The sequence below is a fragment of the Gelidimonas denitrificans genome (assembly GCF_055694065.1).
This window is the reverse complement of sequence record NZ_CM146350.1, coordinates 3,246,028-3,270,100: the sequence shown is the minus strand read 5'-3', so window position 1 is coordinate 3,270,100 and position 24,073 is coordinate 3,246,028. Positions and strand designations below refer to the sequence as shown.

18 protein-coding genes and 1 pseudogene are annotated in these 24,073 nt (G+C 55.3%); 7 read left to right on the top strand and 12 right to left on the bottom strand.

All coding sequences use genetic code 11. The features are described from left to right. Positions 1-11: 11 nt before the first annotated feature. The gene (locus FKCLFG_RS15160; protein ID WP_472613896.1) at positions 12-527 is read left to right on the top strand and encodes a peroxiredoxin family protein; all 516 of its coding nucleotides are present in this window, start codon (positions 12-14) and stop codon (positions 525-527) included. Positions 528-761: 234 nt separating this feature from the next. Here FKCLFG_RS15160 and FKCLFG_RS15155 read toward each other — a convergent pair whose 3' ends face one another. Further along, positions 762-1,079, bottom strand: coding sequence for a hypothetical protein (locus FKCLFG_RS15155; RefSeq protein ID WP_472613895.1), 318 nt, complete (start codon positions 1,077-1,079; stop codon positions 762-764). A 232-nt stretch (positions 1,080-1,311) separates the two neighbouring features. Beyond that, a complete protein-coding gene (hemN, locus tag FKCLFG_RS15150; RefSeq protein ID WP_472613894.1) occupies positions 1,312-2,706 on the bottom strand; it encodes an oxygen-independent coproporphyrinogen III oxidase in 1,395 nt (464 codons plus the stop codon). A 462-nt stretch (positions 2,707-3,168) separates the two neighbouring features. On the opposite strand from hemN, the gene FKCLFG_RS15145 reads away from it, so the two are divergent. Both FKCLFG_RS15145 and FKCLFG_RS15140 read left to right on the top strand, forming a co-directional pair. Beyond that, positions 3,169-5,829 carry a molybdopterin-dependent oxidoreductase gene (locus FKCLFG_RS15145; RefSeq protein ID WP_472613893.1) on the top strand — a complete coding sequence of 887 codons (2,661 nt, stop codon included), beginning with the start codon at positions 3,169-3,171 and terminating at the stop codon, positions 5,827-5,829. 336 nt (positions 5,830-6,165) lie between these two features. Continuing rightward, entirely contained in the window at positions 6,166-6,474 is a 309-nt protein-coding gene (locus FKCLFG_RS15140; protein ID WP_472613892.1) for a c-type cytochrome, read from the top strand. 440 nt (positions 6,475-6,914) lie between these two features. On the opposite strand, the gene torT is transcribed toward FKCLFG_RS15140, so the two are convergent. Further along, positions 6,915-7,973 (bottom strand): TMAO reductase system periplasmic protein TorT, encoded by a 1,059-nt coding sequence (gene torT / locus FKCLFG_RS15135; protein WP_472613891.1) that lies wholly within the window; start codon positions 7,971-7,973, stop codon positions 6,915-6,917. Positions 7,974-8,159: 186 nt separating this feature from the next. On the opposite strand from torT, the gene FKCLFG_RS15130 reads away from it, so the two are divergent. Further along, a complete protein-coding gene (locus FKCLFG_RS15130; protein WP_472613890.1) occupies positions 8,160-11,135 on the top strand; it encodes an ATP-binding protein in 2,976 nt (991 codons plus the stop codon). Between the two features lie 66 nt (positions 11,136-11,201). Here the strand turns inward: FKCLFG_RS15130 and FKCLFG_RS15125 are convergent, their stop codons facing one another. The 3 genes and pseudogenes from FKCLFG_RS15125 to FKCLFG_RS15115 form a co-directional block, all read right to left on the bottom strand. Beyond that, entirely contained in the window at positions 11,202-11,918 is a 717-nt protein-coding gene (locus tag FKCLFG_RS15125; protein ID WP_472613889.1) for a response regulator, read from the bottom strand. 92 nt (positions 11,919-12,010) lie between these two features. Further along, positions 12,011-12,453, bottom strand: a pseudogene (locus FKCLFG_RS15120) (transposase); the annotation flags it as partial. Between the two features lie 199 nt (positions 12,454-12,652). Continuing rightward, a complete protein-coding gene (locus FKCLFG_RS15115; RefSeq protein ID WP_472613888.1) occupies positions 12,653-13,045 on the bottom strand; it encodes a hypothetical protein in 393 nt (130 codons plus the stop codon). A gap of 1 nt (position 13,046) precedes the next feature. Here FKCLFG_RS15115 and FKCLFG_RS15110 point away from each other — a divergent pair, with 1 nt between their 5' ends. The 3 genes from FKCLFG_RS15110 to FKCLFG_RS15100 all read left to right on the top strand — a co-directional run bounded on the left by FKCLFG_RS15110 (position 13,047) and on the right by FKCLFG_RS15100 (position 15,959). Then, on the top strand, positions 13,047-13,697 hold the full coding sequence (locus tag FKCLFG_RS15110; protein WP_472613887.1) for a hypothetical protein: 651 nt from the start codon (positions 13,047-13,049) through the stop codon (positions 13,695-13,697). Between the two features lie 345 nt (positions 13,698-14,042). Further along, a complete protein-coding gene (locus FKCLFG_RS15105; protein ID WP_472615877.1) occupies positions 14,043-15,461 on the top strand; it encodes a sensor histidine kinase in 1,419 nt (472 codons plus the stop codon). A 153-nt stretch (positions 15,462-15,614) separates the two neighbouring features. After that, positions 15,615-15,959: a zinc ribbon domain-containing protein YjdM gene (locus tag FKCLFG_RS15100; protein WP_472613886.1), complete on the top strand. Its 345-nt coding sequence runs from the start codon at positions 15,615-15,617 to the stop codon at positions 15,957-15,959. Positions 15,960-16,504: 545 nt separating this feature from the next. Here FKCLFG_RS15100 and FKCLFG_RS15095 read toward each other — a convergent pair. From FKCLFG_RS15095 to FKCLFG_RS15070, 6 genes are all read right to left on the bottom strand, one after another. Further along, positions 16,505-17,566: an ice-binding family protein gene (locus FKCLFG_RS15095; RefSeq protein WP_472613885.1), complete on the bottom strand. Its 1,062-nt coding sequence runs from the start codon at positions 17,564-17,566 to the stop codon at positions 16,505-16,507. 715 nt (positions 17,567-18,281) lie between these two features. Beyond that, the gene (locus tag FKCLFG_RS15090; RefSeq protein ID WP_472613884.1) at positions 18,282-18,611 is read right to left on the bottom strand and encodes a branched-chain amino acid transporter permease; all 330 of its coding nucleotides are present in this window, start codon (positions 18,609-18,611) and stop codon (positions 18,282-18,284) included. Beyond that, entirely contained in the window at positions 18,604-19,320 is a 717-nt protein-coding gene (locus FKCLFG_RS15085) for an AzlC family ABC transporter permease (RefSeq protein ID WP_472613883.1), read from the bottom strand. Before FKCLFG_RS15085 ends, FKCLFG_RS15090 begins: the two co-directional genes overlap by 8 nt. Before the next feature lie 576 nt (positions 19,321-19,896). Then, complete coding sequence (gene lipA, locus FKCLFG_RS15080; RefSeq protein WP_472613882.1) at positions 19,897-20,880, bottom strand: lipoyl synthase; 984 nt, start codon at positions 20,878-20,880, stop codon at positions 19,897-19,899. A gap of 53 nt (positions 20,881-20,933) precedes the next feature. Further along, positions 20,934-21,578: a lipoyl(octanoyl) transferase LipB gene (gene lipB, locus FKCLFG_RS15075; RefSeq protein WP_472615876.1), complete on the bottom strand. Its 645-nt coding sequence runs from the start codon at positions 21,576-21,578 to the stop codon at positions 20,934-20,936. A gap of 392 nt (positions 21,579-21,970) precedes the next feature. Then, a complete protein-coding gene (locus FKCLFG_RS15070) occupies positions 21,971-23,992 on the bottom strand; it encodes a sigma-54-dependent Fis family transcriptional regulator (protein WP_472613881.1) in 2,022 nt (673 codons plus the stop codon). Positions 23,993-24,073: the final 81 nt, after the last annotated feature.

Sequence of the window (24,073 nt, the reverse complement as noted above, 5' to 3'; positions counted from 1 at the left end):
ATAAATATCTGATGGAATCCCCTGACAAAAAGCGCACTTGGATCGGCGTGTTCGCCCTCATTGCGGTGCTGGCAATCGCGATTGCCGGCTACTTTTCACTAGCCACGCGCAGCGCCGCGCCGGAAGTCACCTACACCAGCCTCTCCGGGGAAAAAATCACTTCCCAGAGTTTGCGCGGCAAGGTGGTGATGGTGAATTTTTGGGCTACCTCATGCGTCACCTGCATCAAGGAAATGCCCGACATGGTCAAGACTTACAACAAATTCCAGGGCCAGGGGCTGGAATTCATCGCCGTCGCGATGAGCTATGACCCGCCGAATTATGTGTTGAACTACGCCAAAACCCGCAGCCTGCCGTTTACAGTCGCGCTCGATACCGATGGTGCTGCGGCCAAGGCATTCGGCGACATCAAGCTGACCCCGACCACCTTCGTGATCGACAAAGAAGGCAATATCCTCAAGCGGTATGTCGGCGAACCCGACTTTCCCGAGCTGCATCAACTGCTGGGCAAAGCGCTGGCGACCTGATTGCACCACTGAAGTTATTAAAAAGCGCCTTTGGCGCTTTTTTGTTGCCCATTTAAATATATACAAGCCCCTGTAATTTTTATACACGCATAACGTATATGCGGTAAATGCCTATATTTTTGGCATACTCCGCCTATTTTTTAAATAGTCCCGGAATCGCCTGAAGTCATAAGGCAAAGTAAAACCCGCCTATCTGAAAACAGCCAGGCAGCTTGACGATCGCCAGCGTCGCGCTTACTTTTTTTCGCCGCCAGCGTCGGGCGTGGAGTGGCTATTCGCCTGGCCTGATAGCGGCATCGAAGATGACTCCTGCCCCTTGCTGAGTTCCTTCGGATCGGCTTGCGTCGTGCCGCTGGCGTCGCCGCTGCCGGTCGCAGCGCCCGATGCGGCTGGCGGCATTTGCGCATCTGGCGGCGGCGCGGTGTTTTCGGGCGCGGCGATGGAGCCGGAGGTTCCGCCGAGGGTCGGGGCGGGCGGGGTTTCTGCCTTTTTACAACCGATCAGCAGAGTCGCGAGAAAAGCGGAGACAAAAACGGAACGTGTAAAAGACATATCAACCTCCTATCGTATGGGATGGTCATCCCATTGTAGTAATCGAATCGCCAAAAGATAAGGTTTTTTTGATAATTGAAGGATAAAGGTGCTGCATCCGATGTTACGCAAAAAAAAGCGCCCGAGGCGCTTTTTTGTTTTCGTGCAATAAGCATACAGTTCCAGGTATTTTTAATTGCCGCATATTAATTATGCGGAAAACACTAGGATTTATCCCATACCCCCATTATTTTCAAATCAGCTTGGAGAATTTCGAAGTGGTATTTTGAATCAGGTATTTATCGAACACCATCCCGACCGCGCGCACGAACAACCGGCCCTTGGCGCTGACCTGGATGCTGCTGGCGTCCACCTTGATCAGGCCGGCTTCTTCGTACTGTCCCAGCAAGCCCAGCTCGGCTGCGAAATAGCTGACAAAATCGATGCCGTAGGCGCGATTGATCGCCTCGAAATCGACCGGTCCGCTGCACATCAACTCCATGATCACCTGACGCCGCAACACATCGTCCATCGATAGCGCATAGCCGCGATCGATCGGCAGTTCGCCGCTGTCGATGCGCTGGTAATACGCGGTTACGGTGCGCACCGCCTGGCTGTACGAATCGCCCACCTTGCTGATGGCGGACACGCCCAGGCCAACCAGGTCGCAGTCGGCGCGGGTGGTATAGCCCTGAAAGTTGCGATGCAGGCTCTTGTCCAGCCGCGCCAGGTTCAACTCATCGTCCGGCTTGGCAAAGTGATCCAGGCCGATATACACATAGCCGGCTTCCAGCAAGCGGCGCATCGACAACAGGAAAATCTGCAGCCGTTCTTCGGCCGAAGGCAGGTCGCTGTCAACAATCAGGCGCTGCGCCTTGAAGCGGCTCGGTAGATGCGCGTAGTTGTACAGCGCGATGCGATCCGGCGACAGGTCGATGATGCTGTCGAGCGTGCGGTCGAAGCTTGCCAGCGATTGCTTGGGCAAGCCGTAAATCAGATCGGCATTGACCGACACGAAACCGGCCTTGCGGCTGGCGCTGACGGCTTTCTGGACCATTTCCAGCGGCTGGATCCGGTTCACCGCCTGCTGCACCGCAGGATCGAAATCCTGCACCCCGAAGCTGGTGCGGTTGAAACCCAGCTCGCCCAGCAGCGCCATGGTGTCGTCGCTGACGGTGCGCGGATCGATCTCGATCCCGAGTTCGGCGTCCGGCAGGAAATTGAAATGGCTGCGCAGCATCTGCATCAGCTGGCGCAATTCGTCCGGGCTCAAAAAGGTCGGCGTGCCGCCGCCGAAATGCAGCTGCGCGGTCTGCCGGTCGCTGCCCATGCGGGCTGCCACCAGCGCCATTTCCTTATCCAGATAGCGCAGGTATTCGGCCGCCCGGTCATGCTCCTTGGTGATGATCTTGTTGCATGCGCAGAAATAACAGAGCGACTCGCAAAACGGTATGTGCACGTAAACCGACAGCGGCGGATTGTTGCCGGTGTTGGCGGCGCGCTGTTCCAGTTGCGCGTTGTAAGAGGCGGTATCGAATTCGGCGTTGAAGCGATCCGCGGTTGGATACGACGTATACCGCGGGCCCAGGGTATCGAAGCGGCGAATCAGCTGTTCTGAAATTTCTATATCGGGCGATGCAAGATTCATGGGGTTACCTATCGGGTACGAAGTATTGTCAATTGCGCGCCGCCGACGATAGTCGAAAGCGCAGAAAAACGCCTATTTTACGCCACCGGCAGTGCGATTCGGTACCGCCGTGGCGCTTGCGGCCGGCGCCGGAGAAAGCCTTTGCCATGCCTCCAGCGTTAAGATTTTGGTTTCATTTCTGTCGCACGTGTCTGCAAAATGTAGAGCAATGTTCAAAAGTATGCAGGAAAATGGACGTTTGCGAATTCTTGACGGCGAATTACGGGGTAGTCGCCATGACTCATATATTCTGGTTTCGATGGGTAGAGCCGAAAGTGCGGCATGATCGCTGCCTATTAACGCTGGTTAACAAATCTCCACATAACAGTCACAAAAGTCTCCAGTGCATTTATGCGCTATCGCTAAACTTTCCATCAGGAAAAAGGTTTCATACCGGAGCCGATGTTTAGCGGAGCTTAAATCATGAGCATTTCAAGAAGAAATTTTCTCAAAACCACGGTCGCCACGGCCATCGCAGCCAATGGCTTGACCTGGTTCAGCGCGAGTGAAGTTTTCGGTGCCGATACCGTGGTCATTCCCAGCGCCAGTCACTGGGGCCCGTTCAAGGCGGTAGTCAAGAAGGGGGTTCTGATTGGCGTCCAGCCGCTGACAGACATCGACGCGACGCCGACCAGGATGCTGACCGAAGGCTTGCTCGGCCGCGTGTATCACAAGACCCGGGTCAAGTACCCGATGGTGCGCAAGTCCTATCTGGCCAATCCGGGCGGCGACACCAAGCCCCATCTGCGCGGCAAGGAGCCGTTCGTTCGCGTCACATGGGATGAAATTCTGGCCATCACTGCCAACGCTGTCCTGACTACCGCCAAGAAACATGGCAACGAGGCGTTGTTCAGCAGTTCCTACGGCGGCTGGTCGCATGCCGGCCTGCTGCGCCCGCAAGTCCTGCAAGGCCGTCTGTTCGGCCTGATCGGCGGCCATTCGGTGACCACCGGCGACTATTCCGGCGGCGCGTCTCAAGTCAGCCTGCCGCACATCATCGGCGACATGGAAGTGTATTCGCCGCAGACGGCCTGGCAAGTCATTGCCGACCATACCGAGGTAATGGTCTGGATCGGCTGCGACCCGTGGAAGAACAATCGTGTCGAATACATGGTCGCCGACCACCAGATGTTTCCGCATTGGAAGCAGATCAAAGAGAAGGGCGTCAAGTTCATTTCGATCAACCCGCAATACACGACTACCGACGTGGCACTCGGGTCGGAATGGGTGAAGATCGTTCCCAATACAGATGCCGCCCTGTTCCTGGCGATGTCTTACCATGTCTACACCACCGGCAAGTTCGACCGAGCCTACGTGGCCAAGTATACGGTCGGCTTCGACAAATTCCTGCCCTACCTGCTCGGTAAGGATGCCGACGGCACGCCGCCGAAAACCCCGGAATGGGCCGCGGCGATCACCGGCATCCCGGCTCAAAAAATCGTCGAAATGGCGAACCTATTTGCCAGCAAACGCACCCAGTTTGCCGGTGCATGGTCGCTCCAGCGCGCGCACCATGGTGAAATGTCGCACTGGGCGATCATCAACTTTGCCGCCATGCTCGGCAAGATCGGCAAACCAGGAGAGGGTGTTGGCTTTAGCTGGCACTACGGCTGCGGCGGCATGCCGCAATCAAACAAGGTGATGCCGGTCGGTCTTTCGCAGGGCCGCAACCCGATCAAGGCGCGTTGCCCGGCCTCGCGCATCAGCGAAATGTTATTCAACCCCGGCAAAAAATATACACGCGACGGCGCTGTGCATACCTATCCGAATGCCAAGCTGATCTACAACTCCGGCAATAATTTCATGTCGCACCAACAGGACACCAACGAGTTGCTGCGCGCCATGAACAAGCAAGTCGACACCGTTATCTGCCAGGACCCCTGGTGGTGCGCCTCGTCGCGTTTTTCCGATATCGTCCTGCCGGCCACATCGGCGCTGGAGCGCAACGACATCGGCTCCGGCGGCACCTACAGCAATGACAAGATTTACGCGATGCGCCAGGTGATCGAGCCATTCGGCGAGAGCCTGGATGACTTCGAAATTTTCAGCCGCCTGGGTGGTTTGATGGGCGTCGGCTACCAGTTCACCGAAGGCCTGACAGTGATGGAAATCTTGAAGAACTCATACGCGCGGACCGATGCCAAGGTACCTTTCGATGAATTCTGGAAAAATGGCATCGTCAAGCTGGAAGTGCCGGAACACATGAACCGATGGGTGCGTCATGGTGATTTCTATACTGATCCGGTCAAGAAGCCGCTGCACACCAAGTCCGGCAAAATCGAGCTGTATTGCGAGGAAATCGACAGCTTCAAGATCAAGGATTGCCCGCCGATTCCAAAATTTCTCGAGCCTGCCGAATATCTGGGCAATGCCAAACCGGGGCAAGTGCACGTGGTCAGCCCGCATCCGTTCAATCGCTTGCATTCGCAAATGGCCAACGCCGATCTGCGCAAAGAACAGAATGTCCATGGCCGCCAACACGTACGCATCAGTATCGAGGATGCCGCCGCCAACGGCATCAAGGACGGCGATCTGGTCGAGCTTTACAATGGCCGTGGCGCCCTCATCGCCGGCGCGCAAGTAACCGACCAAATCATGAAGGGCGTGGTCAGCCTGGAAGAAGGCAACTGGGTGCAGTTCGACTCGCGGGGCCGCTGCAATAGCGGGGCCATCAATGTCATCACGACTAGCATTGCATCGAGCGGCTTGAGCCAGGCCACCAGCGCCAATACCTGCATCGCCAGTCTGAAAAAATGCACCGATGCCGAATCGGAGAACCGGGCTTTCGAGCCGCCGGTCATCGAGCAAAGCGGCAAACTGGGGTTGGATGTCGCATCGATGAAGCTCATTGAACGCGCCGCTGAACTCAAGGGTACGACGACGGCCAGCATGTCTGTGGGCGAGAAGCTGTTCTATGAGCGCTGCACCCTCTGTCACGTGCCGCGGGAACCGGGCGACTATACACAGAAACAGTGGCTCGGCATTACCCAGAGTATGTTCCCGCGTGCCGGCCTGAACGATACGGAAAAAGCAACGGTGTTGAAGTTCCTGAAGGCCAATGCGAAGGATGCCGCGGCACTGTAAGTCACTGGTGTTACGCATGTTTTATGGTTGAAAAAATGTCCGCGAAATACACGAAGGACACGAAAAAATAGGGAAAATGCAAGTCGCGTAGTTTCATCACGTATCAAGCACGGCTTGGGTAACTCCTTATGCTGGCTATAGTATATTTAATTCTCGCAATTAATATATGCGGCAAATGCCATGAAAATGGCGATACTCCTTATTTTTTAGAATAATTTCGGATCGCGAGGCCGGTTTGTGTTTTTCTCGTTTTTCGTGTGCAAGTGCGTAGCGTCAGTAAGCCATTGGATCGCAATTGTTTTATTTAACTATCACCACATAGAACGGAGCAAGAAAATGAAAGCTGTTTATGTTGCCATGATGGCCATCGCCGGCATCGTCATGACCGGTCAAGCGCAAGCCGACGAAGCTTTGGCCAGGAGCAAGAATTGCATGGGCTGCCATGCTATCGACAAGAAGTTGGTTGGTCCTGCCTTCAAGGATGTCGCTGCCAAATACAAGGACGACAAGCAAGCTGTCGCCCTGCTGGCTGCCAAGATCAAAGCCGGTGGCAAAGGGAACTGGGGCCCGATCCCGATGCCGCCTAACAACGTAACGGAAGATGAGGCGCACAAGCTTGCAGCTTGGGTCATGACCCAGAAGTAATCTTGTGCATTTGGTAAATAAAGCCGAGCCTGCGCCGGCTTTATTGGTTCAGAGCGAGCCTGGCTGTGAAGTCAGGCTCGCGTGCTGCTTCTACAGAGGTGGTCAGCGTCATCGCCAGTCTTGCAGCATTCTTTGCGTGGCGCGTATCCAAATTGGATATTCGTAGCACAGCGGCTTCCACCACCCCGTTATTTTTGCGAGGTAATCAATCGCCAAAATAATTCCTCCGCAGGCATATCATCGCTACCGAAATGCCTCGCTGGGTTGGTGTAAAACACGGCATGTGCCATGAACTACGCTACAAGCGATATCAGGCTCTGAACGTTGAGCAACCTTTATATTTATGATCGCTCGGTCATATCAAACTTGCGTTTGAGCGGCGAGGTTGCGCTGGTAGTAACCGGCCCGGAAAAACTGCCGCCGCTCCGTAAGGTCGGGTGTTATTTCGGAACGTAGCGAAATTGGGGAGTGAAGGTCGGGGGCGTGATCGAATCTTCGAGATTGAGGTTCTTGATGTTTTCAGCATCAATCACCCTGATGACAGGTCCCAGGTGCTTGATATAGGTTCGTCCCTCCAGAAGATTCACGGCCTGTGCGATGGAAAGCCGGCCCTGCAGCACTGGCGAATCGGAAGGTGCAGCGAGAATCCTGCCGCGGAGAATGCCCCGATAGACGCCTGGTGTGAAGTACGTAGAGATAATGGCCGTTTTTTCTTGAATTCCCCGCTCGCGCAGTACGCTGATCGCAGCTTCCGCCATCAGCGCATTACCCACTAAATAGCGCACCTTGGGATGATTGTCGAGAGCGCTCTGCACCAGATTGCGCTGCACGGCCTTGTCGGTATCGCCCCAACCGATGGTGGCAATGACTATCCGGCTGTTGCGGATCGCCGCGCGGAAGCCGCGATCGACAAAAGGCACCCAACCGGAATCACGTGGACCAGGAAACCAGGCGATCGGTATCGGCGGGCCGTCCGGTGGATTGCGAGCCACCAGATATTCACCGATCAAGCGGCCCATGTCATACCAGGAAACCCCGACCTTGGCACTGATGCCGTCATTGGCAATGTCGTTGATGGTTGCCAGCACCGGCATCCGGCGACTGGTCTCTTTTACCAGATTCGACAGGCCATCGAACGAGACGGTGCCGAGGATCAAGGCATCGGTACCGCGCATCGCAGTACATTCCTGAATTTGGTCGCGCTGGCGCTGCAGATTGGTATAGCCGCCTGCTTCCAGAAAGCGCACCCCGACGCCGAGCCGCCGGGCTTCCTCTACCATCCCGTAATTGACGCCTAGCCAGTAAGCATCTTTGAGGTGGGGGAAAACAATACACAGGGACCAGTGCTTGCGTGCGGGCAAGGCTTCCGAATGCGGGATGATGGTGGCGTGCCTGCCATAGGCGAACGGAGGATCCCAGCGCACCACTTCGGCAGCGACGGCGCGCATTCCTGGCGACAAAATTGCCACGATAAGCGCGACACCAGCTGCAAGAGCCATAAGCCATTTGTTGAATGTTTCTTGCATGGGACAGATTTCGATCTTGAATTGACGCCAGAAAGTAATCTCGAAATCAGGCTGCCGTTGGCGTGGCAATAATTGCCAGACTGTTTCTGGTAGCGCAAAATGGTAACTTAATCGACATGCAGGGACAACATTATTTTTACGCGTTTTTCTGGCCATGCGATGCTCAATAGACTCAGACGCTTGGAGTTGCGGTTCGGGCTGATCGGAAAGGTGCTCCTGGTTTTTGGAGCGGCGGCGCTACTGACTGTGGTCATCGCGGTTATGGCTTGGCTGAGTTTTCATCAAGTCGTTTCCAGCCAGAAAACGATTATCAATGAAGCCATTCCTGCCATGGATGCGGTGCAGGATTTGGCGCGCAGCAATACGCGCATTATTGCTCTGATGCAGCAACTTGGCCTAGCAACAAGCGTTCCAGAAGCGCAGCGTATGCAGACTGCACTTGTTGGGCAACTGACCCACGTGCGTATTCAATTGGACAGGCTGGACCAGCATAAATTCACCCCGGTACTCAGCAGCGCCGCACACGCGACCGTGACAGCCATTGACGACAATCTCCGGCTGCAGTCCAGAAAAATTATTGAGCGCCTGGCGCTTGAGCAACATGAGAAAGCTGAGATCATCCTTCAACGACAGGCGGCTCTGAGTCTGATAACCCTGTCCGAATCCCTCGTTGCCAATACGTCGGCAGCCACCACCGCAACCATTGCCAACATTTATCCGATGATTGAGGGAGGGCGCGCGCGCAACCAGATTTTTGAGACTCTCGACCGACTCATTGAGGTCAATGTCGATTCGATGGAGCGCATGTCCGAACTCCAGCTCACGTGTTTCAATCTCAAAACCTTGCTGGAACGGCTGGAGAGCGAAGAGGATTCCCGCACCATCGGGGCTTTGCGCTCAAGATTTTCCGACAATCTGACCACGCTCAAGCGCCGCATCCAGGACATCCATGATCCCGACCGGAAACTGAGCGGCCTGCATCATTACCAGATATTGACAGCGGCAATGGAAGCGGGCGGCCTGTTTGACATGCGTCGCCAAGAACTAGAACTGATGGCGTCCATTCTACGGCTGCGCGGGCAGAGCGGAGTACTGGCCTCGCAATTGAATGAACAGGCCAGCCTGCTGGTTGCAGCCGGCGGCAAGGCGATCGACACCGCCGGCAATCAGTCCAGGCGCGCAGTGGATCGCGGATTGACAGGATTTCTCGCGGTGGCCGCCTTGCTCCTCATTGCCCTTGTCGCCACTTTATGGGTTCTATTTCGCTATCACGTCCTCGGCCGCCTGCAAGGGATGGAAGCCGCTGTTCGCGCTCTCGGCAGCGGAAATTATGAAGTCCATATCACCACTGCCGGCAACGACCCGCTGGCGCCGCTGGGCCGTGCCCTTGAGCAGTTTCGAGAAAATGCACGTGAGCGCCGACGGCTTGAGGATGCGTTGCTGCTACACCAGCAAGTTCTTGAGGAGCAAGTCACGGCGCGCACTGCTGAACTCAAGCAAAGCAATACGCTGCTCGAACACGAAGTTGCTGAACACGCTGTGGCGCGGCAGCAAGCCGAAGCAGCCAACAATGCCAAGGCCATTTTCATGGCGACATTGAGCCACGAGTTGCGCACTCCCCTGAGCGGCGTCAGCGGCACCGTGCAACTCTTGCGCGACACCGGTCTCGATGCGCGGCAACTGGAATACGCCAGGATGATCGCCTATGCGAATACGACGCTGCTGGAAATTCTGGAAGATATGCTCAGCTTCTCGCGCATAGAAGCCGGCAAGCTTGATTTCGAGTGTGTGCCTTTCGATTTGCTGGGAACTATAGACGATATGCTGTCACTGCAATCGATTCCGGTTCGGGGTAAAGGCATCGCCCTGATCCGGGATGTCGAGGAAACCGTACCGGCAATCATCGTCGGCGACCGGCGCAAGCTCAATCAGATTCTGCTCAATATCATCGGTAATGCGATCAAGTTCACCGATGAGGGATCGATAACCGTTTCGGTCCGTGGCAATGTCAATCGGTCCGGGCCGCTCACCCGGCTGACCTTTGCGGTCGCGGATACCGGCATCGGCATTCCGGCAGACCAATGCGAGGAAGTTTTCATGCCCTTCGTTCAGGTGGAGGATACCACCCACCGTCGCCATGACGGAACCGGGCTGGGGCTGGCCATTTGCCGCCGACTGGTGGAAGCGATGGGCGGCCGGATCGGCTTGCAGAGCCGCATTAACGAAGGCACCTGCGTCAGTTTCGATCTGGATTTCGCCACAGCATCGAGTCTTCCCGCGCTTCCGTTCGAAAGATGCGCGGAGGCGATATCGGGCGCGGAGCGTCCGCTCACGGTACTAGTGGTGGAGGATGATGAAATCAATCGCCTGGTATGCACGCGCTACCTGGAATCCCTTGGTCACCGCCCTTTGGTAGCAGTTAATGGAGAGCAAGCCTTGCTCTTGCTGCAACAGCAAACATCAGCCGTTGATGCCATCCTCATGGACATCAGTTTGCCCGGCGCTTCCGGCTTGGAAGTGGCGCAGCAAATTCGAGGACTTGACGACCCGCGCTGGAAACGGGTGCCAGTCATCGTCATGTCAGCCCATGTGTCCGGCGGTGCCACGGAACAGTATCTGATGGCGGGAATGGCCGCTTTTCTGAGTAAACCTTTTACGGTGGCAATCCTGGGCAGAGCCCTGAATGCGGCGACTGCGCAGACTGCCGGCAATGCTTGGCCGGAATACATGCGTAAGGAACTGGGGACGAGCGGCATCACGCAGACCGAATCACTGCTTGATAAGCCCTATCTTGAGGTTGAAATTGAAACCTTGGGCGCCGGCACACTTTTTCAACTGCTGGACATGTTTTGCAGCGGCCTCGACTCCGCCTTCATCGAACTGGGCGAAGCGGCAAGACAGGGAAACTGGGACGCTCTGCGCAAACGCGCGCACCGCTTGCGGGGCGCAGCCGGGAATATCGGCATGGCACAGGTCATCGAGCAAGCGCGGCAGCTGGAATTAATCGTGGCACAGACAAGCGTCGATTCCACAATTGTTGGCGGGCTCCTTGAGAGCCTTGAAAATATCTGTCACAGCAGCTGCGACGCGCTTCATCAGAAATTATCCGCCATCTACAATCATTCCAGAACATGACGTCGCCTGCGGCGAGAGCTTGCCGGCGGGCTGACTGGAGGCTGGCGCAGTATCAGGCTTGGGCAGTTACAGCGGACTGGCGTCGGTGATCAGCACATAGCCCTCGCTGCGCACAGTGGTGATCAGTTCGGGGTTTCTGGGATCGTCTTCGAGCTTTTCCCGCAATCTTGAAATAAGCACATCAATCGTCCGGTCCGTCGGGTCCCAGGCCCGGCGACTGACGTTGTGCATCAGGCGATCACGACTCAGCACCACTCCCGGATGGCGCGCCAAAGTCGCGAGCAATTCAAATTCACCGTGAGTAAGGGTTTCTTTTTTGCCGTCCTTGTCCGTCAGGCGGCGATGTGTGATGTCGAAAATCCAGCGGCCAAAAATACATATATTGTCCTTGACTTGCGGGCGACGATTGCGGATTCCACGCAGAACGATCTTTACCCGTGCCAGCAATTCCCGGGAGTTGAACGGTTTGGTCACGTAGTCGTGCGCTCCCGATTCGAGACCGACAATTTTGTCAATATCATCGGTGCGCCCGCTCACCAGAATGATGCCCAGATTTTCATCATGGGCCCGTAACTCACGGGCAAGCTCAAGGCCATCTTTCCCAGGTAGGCCAACGTCAAGCAAAACGATAACTACGGGCTCGGAATGCAGAATGCGCCACATCTCCTTGCCGTTCGTGGCTATATGAACAGCATATCCCTGACTTGCGAAATAGGTCTTCAGGCGAGCACAAGTGATCGGATCATCATCGACAACGAGAAGCTGGATAGGGGTGTCGTCCATTAATTCAACACTTGATTTATCTTGGTTACATTCCCGTTTTCAGTCAGGAAGGTCAGGCGAAAAAATGAGATTGTAGCAGCACTAGTGTCCGGTTAAAAACTGAACAAATTCAATTGGTTAGAAAAAATGTTCTGCTTTGAGGTGATGCTGTTGCCCGCAAAGGCTTGCTGTAGCTGGGTTTTCTCGAAAACGGACACCGATACTATCTGTAGCGACGTGTAGAGCGAAGCGTCCAGATCGAGTTTCTTTTGACGATCGCCACCAAGACATAAACCGACACGGCAACCCAGATTTGCGTTTTAACCGCGTTCTGTGATGTGCCATAAGACTGTTTGATACGAGGATGCTGCTTGATCCATTTGAAGAATAATTCCACTTGCCAGCGGCTCTTGTAAAGAGCGCAGATGGTCAGTGCGGGCAATTGGAAATCGTTGGTCAGGAACACCAACGTCTTGCCCGATTCCGGGTCTATGAAGCGGATGCGCCGCAGATGAGATGGGTAATCCTTCGACGCTTTCACACCGGTCAATGCAAGATTCATGTGGTTACCTATCGGGTACGGAATGTTGTCAACTGTGCGCTCCGGCATGCATGCGACGCCCGCGGCCTGCCGCCGGCCGGCGCCAGCGGACGCCCTGGCGCCAACCCTTCTGGTCGAGTTGCAACGCAATGCGATTTGCTATTTGCACTATTGAAAAGTTGTTTCGAACAAATCTTTGTTTCGCAGTAAAGAATTAATTATTTAGCAATGTTTCAATGAGGCTCGTGTTACGAAGATAACCGTGCACGCATTGTGGTTCGTCCGCGCAAAAAACCATTTTTAGGGAGACGATAATGAACAATCCAAACATCAGACTATTGGCAGTTGCCACCATCAGCGCCTTATTGCTTGCCGCCTGCGGTGGAGGTTCGTCCAGTGCGACGCCAACTATAGCTTCAACTTTAAATCCAACGCCAACGCCAACTACACCTACAACTTTAGCTTCAACGCCAACGCCAACGCCGTCCCCAGCTACAACCTCAACCTCAACTACAACGCCAACTACAGCTTCAACGCCAACTACAGCTTCAACGCCAACGCCAACGCCAGTTATCCCGGTAACAGAACCCGACAGTGCTATTTCCAATGTGTTTGAAGGGCAAAACGATTCAAGCCAGCCCGTCACGGCGTTACTGCTGGAAGACGGCTCTTATTTCATCGTGTATTCAAACGCAGCAGCGCCGCAGGCAGTACTGGGCGCCATCGTTGGAACCGGCACTTTGAGCGGCGGCAGTTTTGCGTCAAGCAACGGGCTGGATCTCAATCTGGTTGGCACCGCCGCACAAACACCGCAGGCGGTGACGCTTTCGGCGAGTTATAACCAGCAGCAATCATTCGATGGCAGCTTGAACTACACACCGAGCGGCAAGGCGGCGGCCTTCACGAGCGCTTATAACAACGCCTACGCTACCCTGCCGGATATGGCTGCATTGGCCGGGGTTTACAGCGGAAGCATTGCAACCAAAGATCTGAGCGAAGACATTATCCTGACGATCGCCCAGGACGGGACATTGAGCGGTGCATTGAACTGTGGCTGCACAGTCAATGCGCTGCTGGCGCCGCGCAAGGATGGAATGGCGTATGTCGCGAATCTCTCGATGGTGGGTGGCAATCACTTGCTGAGCAATAAAGAAGTCGCCGGAAATGTGTATCTGGACGCGCTCCGCAAGCGTCTGTATATAGTTGGCAACATCGTCGGTAGCAGCGACGGAGCGATATTTGTCGGTACCAAGCCCTGAATCTGCTTGAATCTGGCTCTGCGGTAACTTGCGTCCTCCGCCCAGCAATGCGCGGAGGACGCGTCAATTTCTCACTGCGAGATTGCGCCCGGCCTGCATCGGAGAACGCGCTTGCCGCCCTGTTAGTCAAATCGCAAGACCACCTGGCCAAAATGCGAAGGCAGCATGGTTTGCTTGACGGCATGGCCCCTGATGCGTTTTACTACAGGATTCTGCCTATGCTATGTTGCGCAAGAACATGGACTTTACGTATAAATCCTGTTTGCAGAATATTGTTATTTACCGATGTTGATGAGATGGAGTCGGAAAAGAGAAATGATAAAAAGAGACATAAAGCCATTGGTGATGACGGCTTTTATTGTGGTCGTGATCGTCCTCGGCTTGTTGGCCAGTGTGGCTTGGTACACCAACAAGAAATTGGTTGAGGCCACGGATCTGGTGACGCACACGCTCGAAGTGCTGACCACGCTTGAAAAAATCACCAGTGAACTGGCGCAAGCCGAATCAGCACATCGTGGTTATTTTCTGCTGCGCGCACCCAATTTACTGACCGAACGTGAAGAGGCATTAGATGCGGCCCGTGCCGGCATCCTGGCAATCGAACAGCTCACGACAGATAATTTAGAGCAAAGACGCCATATCGTTTTGCTGCATGACTTGTTTTTACAGCGCATCGCCGCTTTCGCCGAAACGCAGGGAATCTCGGATTCCAAGGACACGGTAGCCAGGGCTGCCTATTTCGCTAAAGGCGCCTTTTTGTCGGAGCAGCTGCAGGACGTTGCCGACAAAATAAAGATAGAGGAGAGATGGCTGCTGGGGGTTCGCAACGCAGACGAAACATTGCGGGTCCAGCTGGCCCGGGGCAGTTTTATTTTGCTCATGGCAGCCCTTCTAATCGTCTTGTTATTTTTGGCCCGACGCATCCATAGGGACATCGGGCGGCAAGAACAAGCAGGCGTGGCATTGCGAATCGCGCACGACGAACTTGAAACCAGAGTGCAGCAGCGCACTGTGGCGTTGGAAACAGCCAATGTGTTCTTGAACCTGGAAGTTGCCGAGCACGAAAAGGCAGAAAGGGCGCTTCAGGAATCGCAATATTTGCTGCACCAACTGGCCGCCTATCAAGAGTCAATCAAGGAAGACGAGCGCAAGCGGATCGCCAGAGAAATCCACGATGAATTAGGGCAGCGTTTGCTGGTGCTTCGCATCGACGTCACGCTACTCCAAACCAAGGCCTTAGCGCCGCACGCGAACTTCCCTGAAAAGGTCAGCGCCGTCCTGGAGGACATCGGCGCCATCATGCGCAGCGTGCGAGCAATCATCAATGACCTGCGTCCTGCGGTGCTCGACCTGGGTTTGCACGCCTCGATCGAATGGCAACTCCAGCAGTTTCAGCTTCGAACCGGCATTGAGTGCGTGCTTGCGCCGGACAGTCAGGATGTTGAATTGACAGACAGCGGCGCTACCTCCCTGTTCAGAATATTGCAAGAGTCATTGACGAATGTGAGTCGTCATTCCCAGGCTACGCGTGTGGTGGTTGAACTGCATGCCGATGAGGACAATGTGCTGATGACGGTGTCGGATAACGGGGTAGGAACCGCTTCCGGCTACAACGCCAAGAAGAATTCGTTTGGCCTGTTGGGAATGACAGAACGCATCAGCAGGCTAGGGGGCCGGGTTGAGATTGTCACTGCGCAAGGCAGTGGCTTTAAGGTTACGGTATCGATACCAAACCAAGTTGGGGTCGTCTCTGAACGATCCTGACTGCGTCCCTTTTTGAAGAATCTGTCTTGGCCGGTTTGAGCCTGCCTGGCTGCGGCAGGCGCGCCGAAATGTGGAATGGGATGGTCTTCAAACAGGCACACAGTATACTGCCTTCTTTTTTGAGGCTACGGCCTACCCTCTAAGGACAACATCATGAGCGTTCTACCCCCATGCCCAAAATGCAATTCCGAATTCACGTATGAAGATGGCGGCCTGTATATTTGCCCCGAGTGCGCCCATGAGTGGAGTGCAGACGCCGCCACCGAGCCGACGGAAGAAGGCGGCAAGGTCTACCGCGATTCCGCCGGCAATGTGTTGCAGGACGGCGATACAGTCTCCATCATCAAGGACTTGAAATTGAAAGGCTCGGCTGGGACGATCAAGATCGGCACCAAGATCAAGAACATTCGCCTGGTCGATAGCGATCACGACATCGACTGCAAAATTGACGGCTTTGGCGCCATGAGTCTGAAATCGGAGTTTGTTAAAAAAGTCTGATTTTGCTTGTAAACTGAGGTGGTTTCTGTAGGTGCGGCTTTAGCTGCGCCGTTAAGAATTCGCCCCAATCCAGGCGCTCGCATCTGCCGAAGATGTTTCTCCATCAGCTTAAGTCGCCGCCGGTATCCACGCTCCATTTGCAGATGGAAGCCGAAGTTCTGATGCAGGGCTTCGGCGCAGACTACCCAATTGTTTTAAGTGATTATTTGCAAAAATTCCTGTGACTGCAAATATACTGGATAACGTATATTTTATTACCGCATATAAATAATGCGGTAAATAGCATGTTTATCGGCATACTCCCGCATAAATTATCAATCAAATGACCAGGTATAAAACAGGGCGGGCACGGTGCTGGTGCCGGTTTCGGCTTGCAGCGCTGCGCCTTGTTTTTGGTCGCGCCGCGCTACAAAAGGCGACCTTCGCCTTCAGGCAAAAAGCCGCCATTTACGGCGTAATCCCTCTAGCGTAGATCGATGCTGCCGAAAAAAAAGGAGACGGCCATTGCCGTCTCCTTGGTCACAACGATGGTGCTCCTGGCGGCTTTACGGAGCCGGCTGCGTGATCGCGTTCTTTTGGAGAGTGACCGCAGTTTGTGCAAACAGCCTGCCGTTCACTGACGCGCCCGTATTCACGGCCGCCAGCGTTTTCCCCATCAGGACGCCCTCGAAGTGCGCGGTCGTTCCAATGGACGCATTGTCAGCGACCTGCCAGAAGATGTTCTTGGCTAGCGCGCCTCCGGCCAGGGTTATCCGCGTTGCGCTGGCCTGTTTCAGCTGTCCCGCCACCTGGAAAATCCAGATGTCATTCGGGCCGCCAGAGAGGGTAACGTCGGTGCTAATCAAGAGATCGGTACCCCATTTGTACAGCCCGGGAACCAAAGTGAGGCCGCCAATTTCGCCGGCGCCCAGTTCATTAACGTCGGGCAATACGCGTCCCTCGGCGTTGCTGTACGCGGTTTGCATGTCGCCCACTGCCGCAGTCAGGGTGGTGGCATCATTTATCGCGCAAGGCAGCGGACCGGACGCATCGACGACGTAAATTTTCCCCGCCACTTCCCCGCATGTGAGAAGAAGAGCAGCGCCGGTGATGGGACTAGTTCCCACGTCTCCGGTAATGGCAGAGGCATACACGTCGGTGACTCCGGTTTTGCTCAGAATCGCGAAAGTGCCGGCGGTGCCGAGGTTTACTGGCGCATGGGCGGTAAAGGGAATGGCTCTGGTGGTAAAGCTCCAGACAACAGGATTGCCGATGGCAGCGCCGCCGGCGCTCTTGGCCATTGTGGTCAGCGTGGCGGTATAACTGGTGTTCGGCGTCAGAGCGGACGCGCTAGGCGTAAAGGCGGCTGCCGTGTTTTCGGCATTCAGGGCGACGGTGCCGGGTACGTTGTTGCCGGTGGTTTCCTTGAGCGTGAACGTGGTCAGGGCGCCGGGCAGGAACGAATTGATCGTTGCCGGGTCCATCGACTGGTTGAAGGTGGCGGTGATTACCGTGCCGGTCAAGTTGCCGCCGATATTGGTGCTGGTCGAGGCATTCGTGGTGCCGTTACTCGGGCTGGTTTGCGTCACCTTGGGCGCGCCTGTAACAACAGCCGTGCTCGCTAGCAAGCTTGCGTTTGCCTGAGACCCACCGTCCCCCGCTCCGCCGCACCCGGCCACAAAAGCAGGTAGCAGTAATGCCATGCACCACGCCCGTGGTTTGGATAAATTTGCGAATCTGTTCATTTTCTGTCTTTCTTCATTGGCGCCCGCAGTTGCGGGTGGTGGGTTGATCTATTGCGGGTGCGAACCATACATGTGCGGCATCAAGATTTCTTCGTCGCCTGCCTGTCACGCGCGCGGCACCTACCAGATCGAGATCATTTTGTCAAGACTCTCTTGATATTCGTCAATGTTAAGCTATTTATGAAAACTTGAATGGGGGAAATTGCGGATGTTCCGCAAAACAACAAACAAAAAGAGTTTTCCGATATGGAAATGGCAATAACAGCGCTAGAGCAGCGCGGGTTTCACCCGTCCTACTTGGCTGCTCTATCTCCAATCGGTGCAATTCCAGGACCGTTAACGGTGTGCAAGATATGCGCCGAACAACGAATTTCGGTAGGTGGGTCAGTTTGGCATTTACGCCAACAAACTTAAAATCATTGTCCGGAGTGCAACAAGGGCGATGCAGAGATGTGGCCAAGCTGACGGCGTCAAAGGTCAAGCTGCGCGTGAAAATTTGATGCATTCTGGCGCGTAGGAAGTTATTGAATGCATAGCCAGCATCTGGCGCAATTTCGTGCGACCGGCAGCAGCGCAGGCCGTCAAGCGGTTCGGCGCGCTACAAAGAATTGAGATTGCGGATGAGCACATAAACACAGGTGCCCACCACAATGCTCAACAGCGCATTCCTGCTCCGCCATTGCAAAAGCACCACCAAGGCGACTGCCAACAATTCTGGCCATGGGCCTGACGCATGCTCAAGGGCGGCACTTGTACCGGAGTGCACCAACAAAAGCGTCATGATCGCCAAGGGTAAAAACTCCCCCAAACGTTGCACTATCGGATGTTTTTTCAGCCATTGGGCGGCCAGGAAAGGGAGCGCTCGCAGGGCAAACGTAACCAGTCCCATGGCAGCAATCACCACGATCACATACTTGCTTTCAATCATTGTCCACCTCCTTGGCCGTGACAGCTTTGGGTTGCCAGAGCATTCCGGCGACTATGCTCAGTGCGATGGAAATCACCAGTGCGTGTTTGGCTGCCAGGAAATAGGCCACGGTGTATGCAGTCAGAGCAACCCATAATGGAACAGGGCTTTTTTTCGTTCGCCACTGCTCAACGGTGAGTACGGCAAACAGAGCCGCCAAAACAAAGTCGAGGCCAACCAGAGTAATTTGTGCCTGGGCGCCGATTACCGCACCGATAGTAGTGCCCAATACCCACCAAAAATGATTAAGCAAAGCAACCAAAGCCATTTTTTTGTCGCTTGTGGTCTCAGGTATCGTTGTAAGGACCGAATATGTCTCGTCGGTCAGCGCAAAAATCATGTACCAGCGGAGCAACTTTTTTTGGGGTAATTTGTTCAGCAAGGACAGACCATAAAACATATGCCGCAGATTCACGATCAATGTAGCCAGAGCAATCGTACCCACGGAAAGCCCGGCTGCGAGCATCGGAATCATCATGTACTGCGCAGCGCCCGCGAATACAAACAGGCTAGCCAGGACGGCCAGCCACCATTCAGCGCCGGCCTGGACAAACAGAAATCCAAAAACCGTGCCAAGCGGGATATAACCCATCGCAACGGGAGCAGTCAGCGATAGCACTGAAAGGCGATTGATGATGGGGGCGTTTGCTGAGAGGTTTTGATGTGTCATGAAGGAAAAACTGAAGCAGGCAGGGGTAAATTGTAACAGGGCAATCTATGGCTTGGCTCTGCCTGTCCTGCAGAAGTCAGTTGCATGTGAATCGCCCCGAAGCGGGCAAATGTCCCCTGATCGCCAATGTCCTCAGTTCGTCTGTAGCGGACTCCGTCAGCCAAGGATGCCAGACCGTAAGGCGCAATTCGTAGGGTGCAATAAGCGCAGCGCATTGCGCCGCATGTTCCACATATACCTACAAGTGTATTTTTTAATATTGCATGTAAAACATGCGGAAAAATGCCTGTTCTAAGTGATACTCCACTTTTTTTGCAAAATCATGAAGGCTGTATGGCGCAACTCCTAATCCTTGCGCTGCCAGCATGCGGCGCAATACGCTGCGCTTATTGACGCCCTACGGTTAGGTGTTACGGCCTTGGTTTTTGCCGATTTGACTCGTTCCCAGAAGCATCCAGAACCGACCAAATAGCAGACATTTTCCGAGTACGATGCAAGCGCTGCATCGGCGATGATAAGAGGCCAAATCTGCATCCATTGCAACAATACAGATTTGTCCCCTCAACTACTGATTACTCAAATCACACCAGCGCCATGCGCTTGCTGATCGGCGTGGTAGCTTGAGCGCACCATCGCGCCGACGGCGGCGTGGTCGAAACCCATCTTGTAGGCTTCCTGCTCGAACATCTTGAAAACGTCCGGATGCACGTAGCGGCGCACCGGCAAGTGGTCGCCGGACGGCATCAGGTACTGGCCGATGGTCAGCATGTTGACGTTGTGCTCGCGCAGATCTCGCATCACTTGCAGGATTTCTTCGTCGGTTTCGCCCAGACCTACCATGATGCCGGATTTGGTCGGAATGTTCGGGTGCTGCTCCTTGAATTGCTTGAGCAAGTTCAGCGAGTGTTGATAATCCGAGCCGGGGCGGGCTTCCTTGTACAGGCGCGGCGCGGTTTCCAGGTTGTGGTTCATCACGTCCGGCGGCATGTCCTTGAAAATTTCCAGTGCGCGCTCCAGGCGGCCGCGGAAGTCGGGCACCAGCACTTCGATGCGGGTGTTGGGCGCCAGTTCGCGAATCTTGCGGATGCAGTCGGCAAAATGGCCGGCGCCGCCGTCGCGCAGATCGTCGCGGTCGACCGAGGTGATGACGACGTACTTGAGCTTCAGTGCAGCGATGGTTTTGGCCAGTTTTTCCGGCTCGGCGGCGTCCAGCGCGTCCGGGCGGCCGTGGCCGACGTCGCAAAACGGGCAGCGCCGGGTGCATTTGTCGCCCATGATCATGAAGGTTGCGGTGCCCTTGCCGAAGCATTCGCCGATGTTCGGGCAGGAGGCTTCTTCGCACACCGTGACCAGATTGTTTTCGCGCAGGATGTCCTTGATTTCGTAGAAGCGGGTGGTGGGCGAACCCGCCCTGACCCGAATCCAGTCCGGCTTCTTGAGCCGCTCGGCAGGGATGATCTTGATCGGGATGCGGGCGGTTTTATCCGCGCCTTTTTGCTTGTCGCTCGGGTTGTAGGCGGATGAGGCGAGCGGTAGCGGTAGCTTGGTTTCAGAAGTCATTGCATGTCCTGGTGGCAATTAATGCAGCAGAGTTTTCGCTGTGCGCTGCGGTGCTAGGTTGAGCGGGTAAGATTTTTAATCAGTGCGTGCGCCAGCGCAGACTGCACCTCCGGCAACGGTATATGCGCACCTTGCGAGCACATATCGACCGTTTGCAGGCCGGCGTAACCGCAGGGATTGATCCACGAAAACGGCGTCAAATCCATCGCCACATTCAGCGCTACGCCGTGATAGGTGCAACCGTTGGCGCGGATCTTGAGGCCGAGGGCGGCGATTTTTGCGCCGGCCGAGGCGCCGTTCGCCATATAAATTCCGGGCGCGCCTGGCTTGCGTTCACCGGCCAGATTATACGCGGCGAGTACCTCGATGACCGACTGCTCGATGGCGCGCACGAACTCGCGCGGGAACATGCGCGCACCCGAGTGGCGGCGCAAATCCATCAGCAGGTAAATCACCACTTGGCCCGGTCCGTGATAAGTGACTTCGCCGCCGCGATCGGTTTCCACAATCGGGATGCCGTGCGCATCGAGCACGTGGGCGCGGTCGGCGGCAAGGCCAAGTGTGAAAACCGGCGGGTGTTCGACAATCCACAATTGGTCCGGGGTGGCGGCGTCGCGGCTGTCGGTGAAGGCGCGCATGGCGTCGAAGCTGGCGTCGTAAGGTTCGACGCCGCGTTGAAGTATGAAGGGTGCTTGCATGGCCGCCAGTGTACCGAAATAGCGCGGCTGGCGCGCCAACAAGCTTGATTCCAATGTGGGTATTGCGAGGATCGGTTGGCCGCGGCGCGGTAGAAAAATGCAGTGCGGCAACCGCATGATTAGCGCGCTTGATGGCCGAAAATGGGCTGCTTTACAATTTCTATTATTTATTTATTGGCGGGAGTATGCTTTATTATTGTGCATTATTCGCATATATTTAATGCTATACATAAAAATACACTTAATAGTATATTGAATATGACAGAGCCGGGCGGTGGCCTCAAAAGAACCGCTCGCTGTTGCATGCGGCGCGTTAGCGAGCACGTTATTTTTCCTGCTTGGGCATGAGGCAAAGTCTGCTTGGAAAAGGTGGCGGCTTGGATGAGAGGAGGCTAATGACCTGAAGCTCTGACGCCATTTAAAACCTGATCCAGCCCGTATTTCTTGAGCTTGATGTACAAAGTGCTCTTTGCAATGCCAAGATGCTTGGCCACCAGAGTCAGATTGCCGCGGTCCGCTTCGAGCGTCTCGCGGATGAACTCCAGTTCCGCGTCTTCCAGTTTCCCCGTGGTTATGGGAGATCGCGCGCTCGCTTTTCCGCCGTCGAAAACCAGTGGCAAGCCGATTTCAGGCGGCAGCGCATCCAAACCCAACGATTCCCCGCTGGCCATCAAAAGCATGCTTTCTACCACATTGCGCAGTTCACGCACGTTCCCCGGCCACGGATGGTTTTCCAGCGCGGTGATTAGTTCCGGCTGAATGTGCTTGGAGCCGACGCCGTACTGTTGGGCAAACTTAGCGAGAAAATGCTCCACCAGCGGCCGGATATCTTCTTTACGTTCTCGTAGCGGCGGAATGCGGATGCTGGTCACCGCTACCCGGTAATAGAGGTCCATGCGGAATCGGCCCTCGGCCACTTCATCCCGGAGTTCCCGGTTGGTGGCCGCGATCAGCTTGAAATTGATTTTTCGTGGCGTAGTTTCGCCGATGCGATAAATTTCTCCTTCTTCCAGGACCCGCAGGAAATGCGGTTGCAGCTCCAGCGGCATTTCGCCGATTTCATCGAGAAACAGCGTGCCGCCGTTCGCCGCCTCGACCTTGCCGATCATGCCGCCGCGCCGCGATCCGGTGAAGGCTCCCTCGCAATGACCAAAAAGCTCGCTTGCCAATAGATCCTTGGAAAGGCCGCCGCAGTTGAGTGCCACAAATGGGCGTTCTCCGGTCGGCCCACAAAGGTGGATTCCTTGCGCAAAATTTTCCTTGCCGACCCCGGTTTCGCCGAGCAACAGCACCGGGACATTGGTTTTGGCCAGCAGCTTTGCCTTTTGCACCGCTTGCGTCAAGGCGGCGCTACTGCCCACCATTCCGGCGAAACCTTTGATGTCGGTGGATATTACAGACTTTGCGGTTACGCCTTTTCTGGCAACGTGCAATGACATGCCAGCCTGCGGCAAGCCTGGAATTGTCAGCAAAGTCCCGATCCGTTCTCCGGCATCGATAATCGGTTCAAGCCAGTCGGCGCACAGCCATTCGGGAGCCTTTGCGCGCGTAGTGGGCGCGAATGTCCCCATGCTCAAGGTCGGGATTTGGGTGGTTTTTTTGAGATCGAAGTCGATGCCTCGTGCCAGCAAAACTGTCGCGGCCCGCTCGTTGACCTTGATCGGATAGCCGCGCCGATCGCAGATAATCACACCGTCTGTCGCGCTGGACATTTTCGCCATGCCTTGTTCCAGCAATTGATACCGAAAGTCCAACTCCAACTTGGCCAGTTGGCCCTCGATCCGGCTGGCAGTGGTGACGGCCAAAGCCAGGCTATGCGGGTTGAACGTCTTGCCCAGGCCGGAAACATCAACCGCGCCCAGGATTTTGCCGTCATAGGGATCGCGGATGACGGTGGCTGAACAGGTCCACTGCTTGATCCCGGCGCAGAAATGTTCGGCTGCGTGAATCTGTACCGGCTGGCCGATGGACAGGGCGGTGCCGATCGCATTGGTGCCGCAAATCAGCTCGCTCCAACTGCTTCCGGTAAACAGGTGAATGTCCTCGGCCGCCCCCAACGCGCGGAGATCCCCCTCAACGCCCAGGATCATCCCGTTCGGATCGGAGAGGATCATGATCGTCTCGGTTTCGGCCAGGAAATCCTTGGCCATCGCCATCACCTGTTTGCCTGCGCTCAGCAACTCACGATGCTGGTATTGCAGAGAATGGAGTGTGTCCTCATTGACCGGGGGCAATGCATGCTGGCGGGCGGGGTCCACCTGCACCTCCTGGCAGCGCCGCCAGGAATCATCGATCAGACAACGTAATGCATTGGCTTGGGGCGCATGCCCGCTCAGAAATCCTTCCCAGGCGGCCATGATCTTGCGGTTGTTTTGCGGATTGGATAGCCGCTGGTTTGGCTCGTTTGCAATCATATTGTCTCCTACTGGCTATGCGCCTTATTCCCAAAGGCCTTAGCTTCGCTGGCAGGCTTTTCTTGGAAAATTCATTAACGT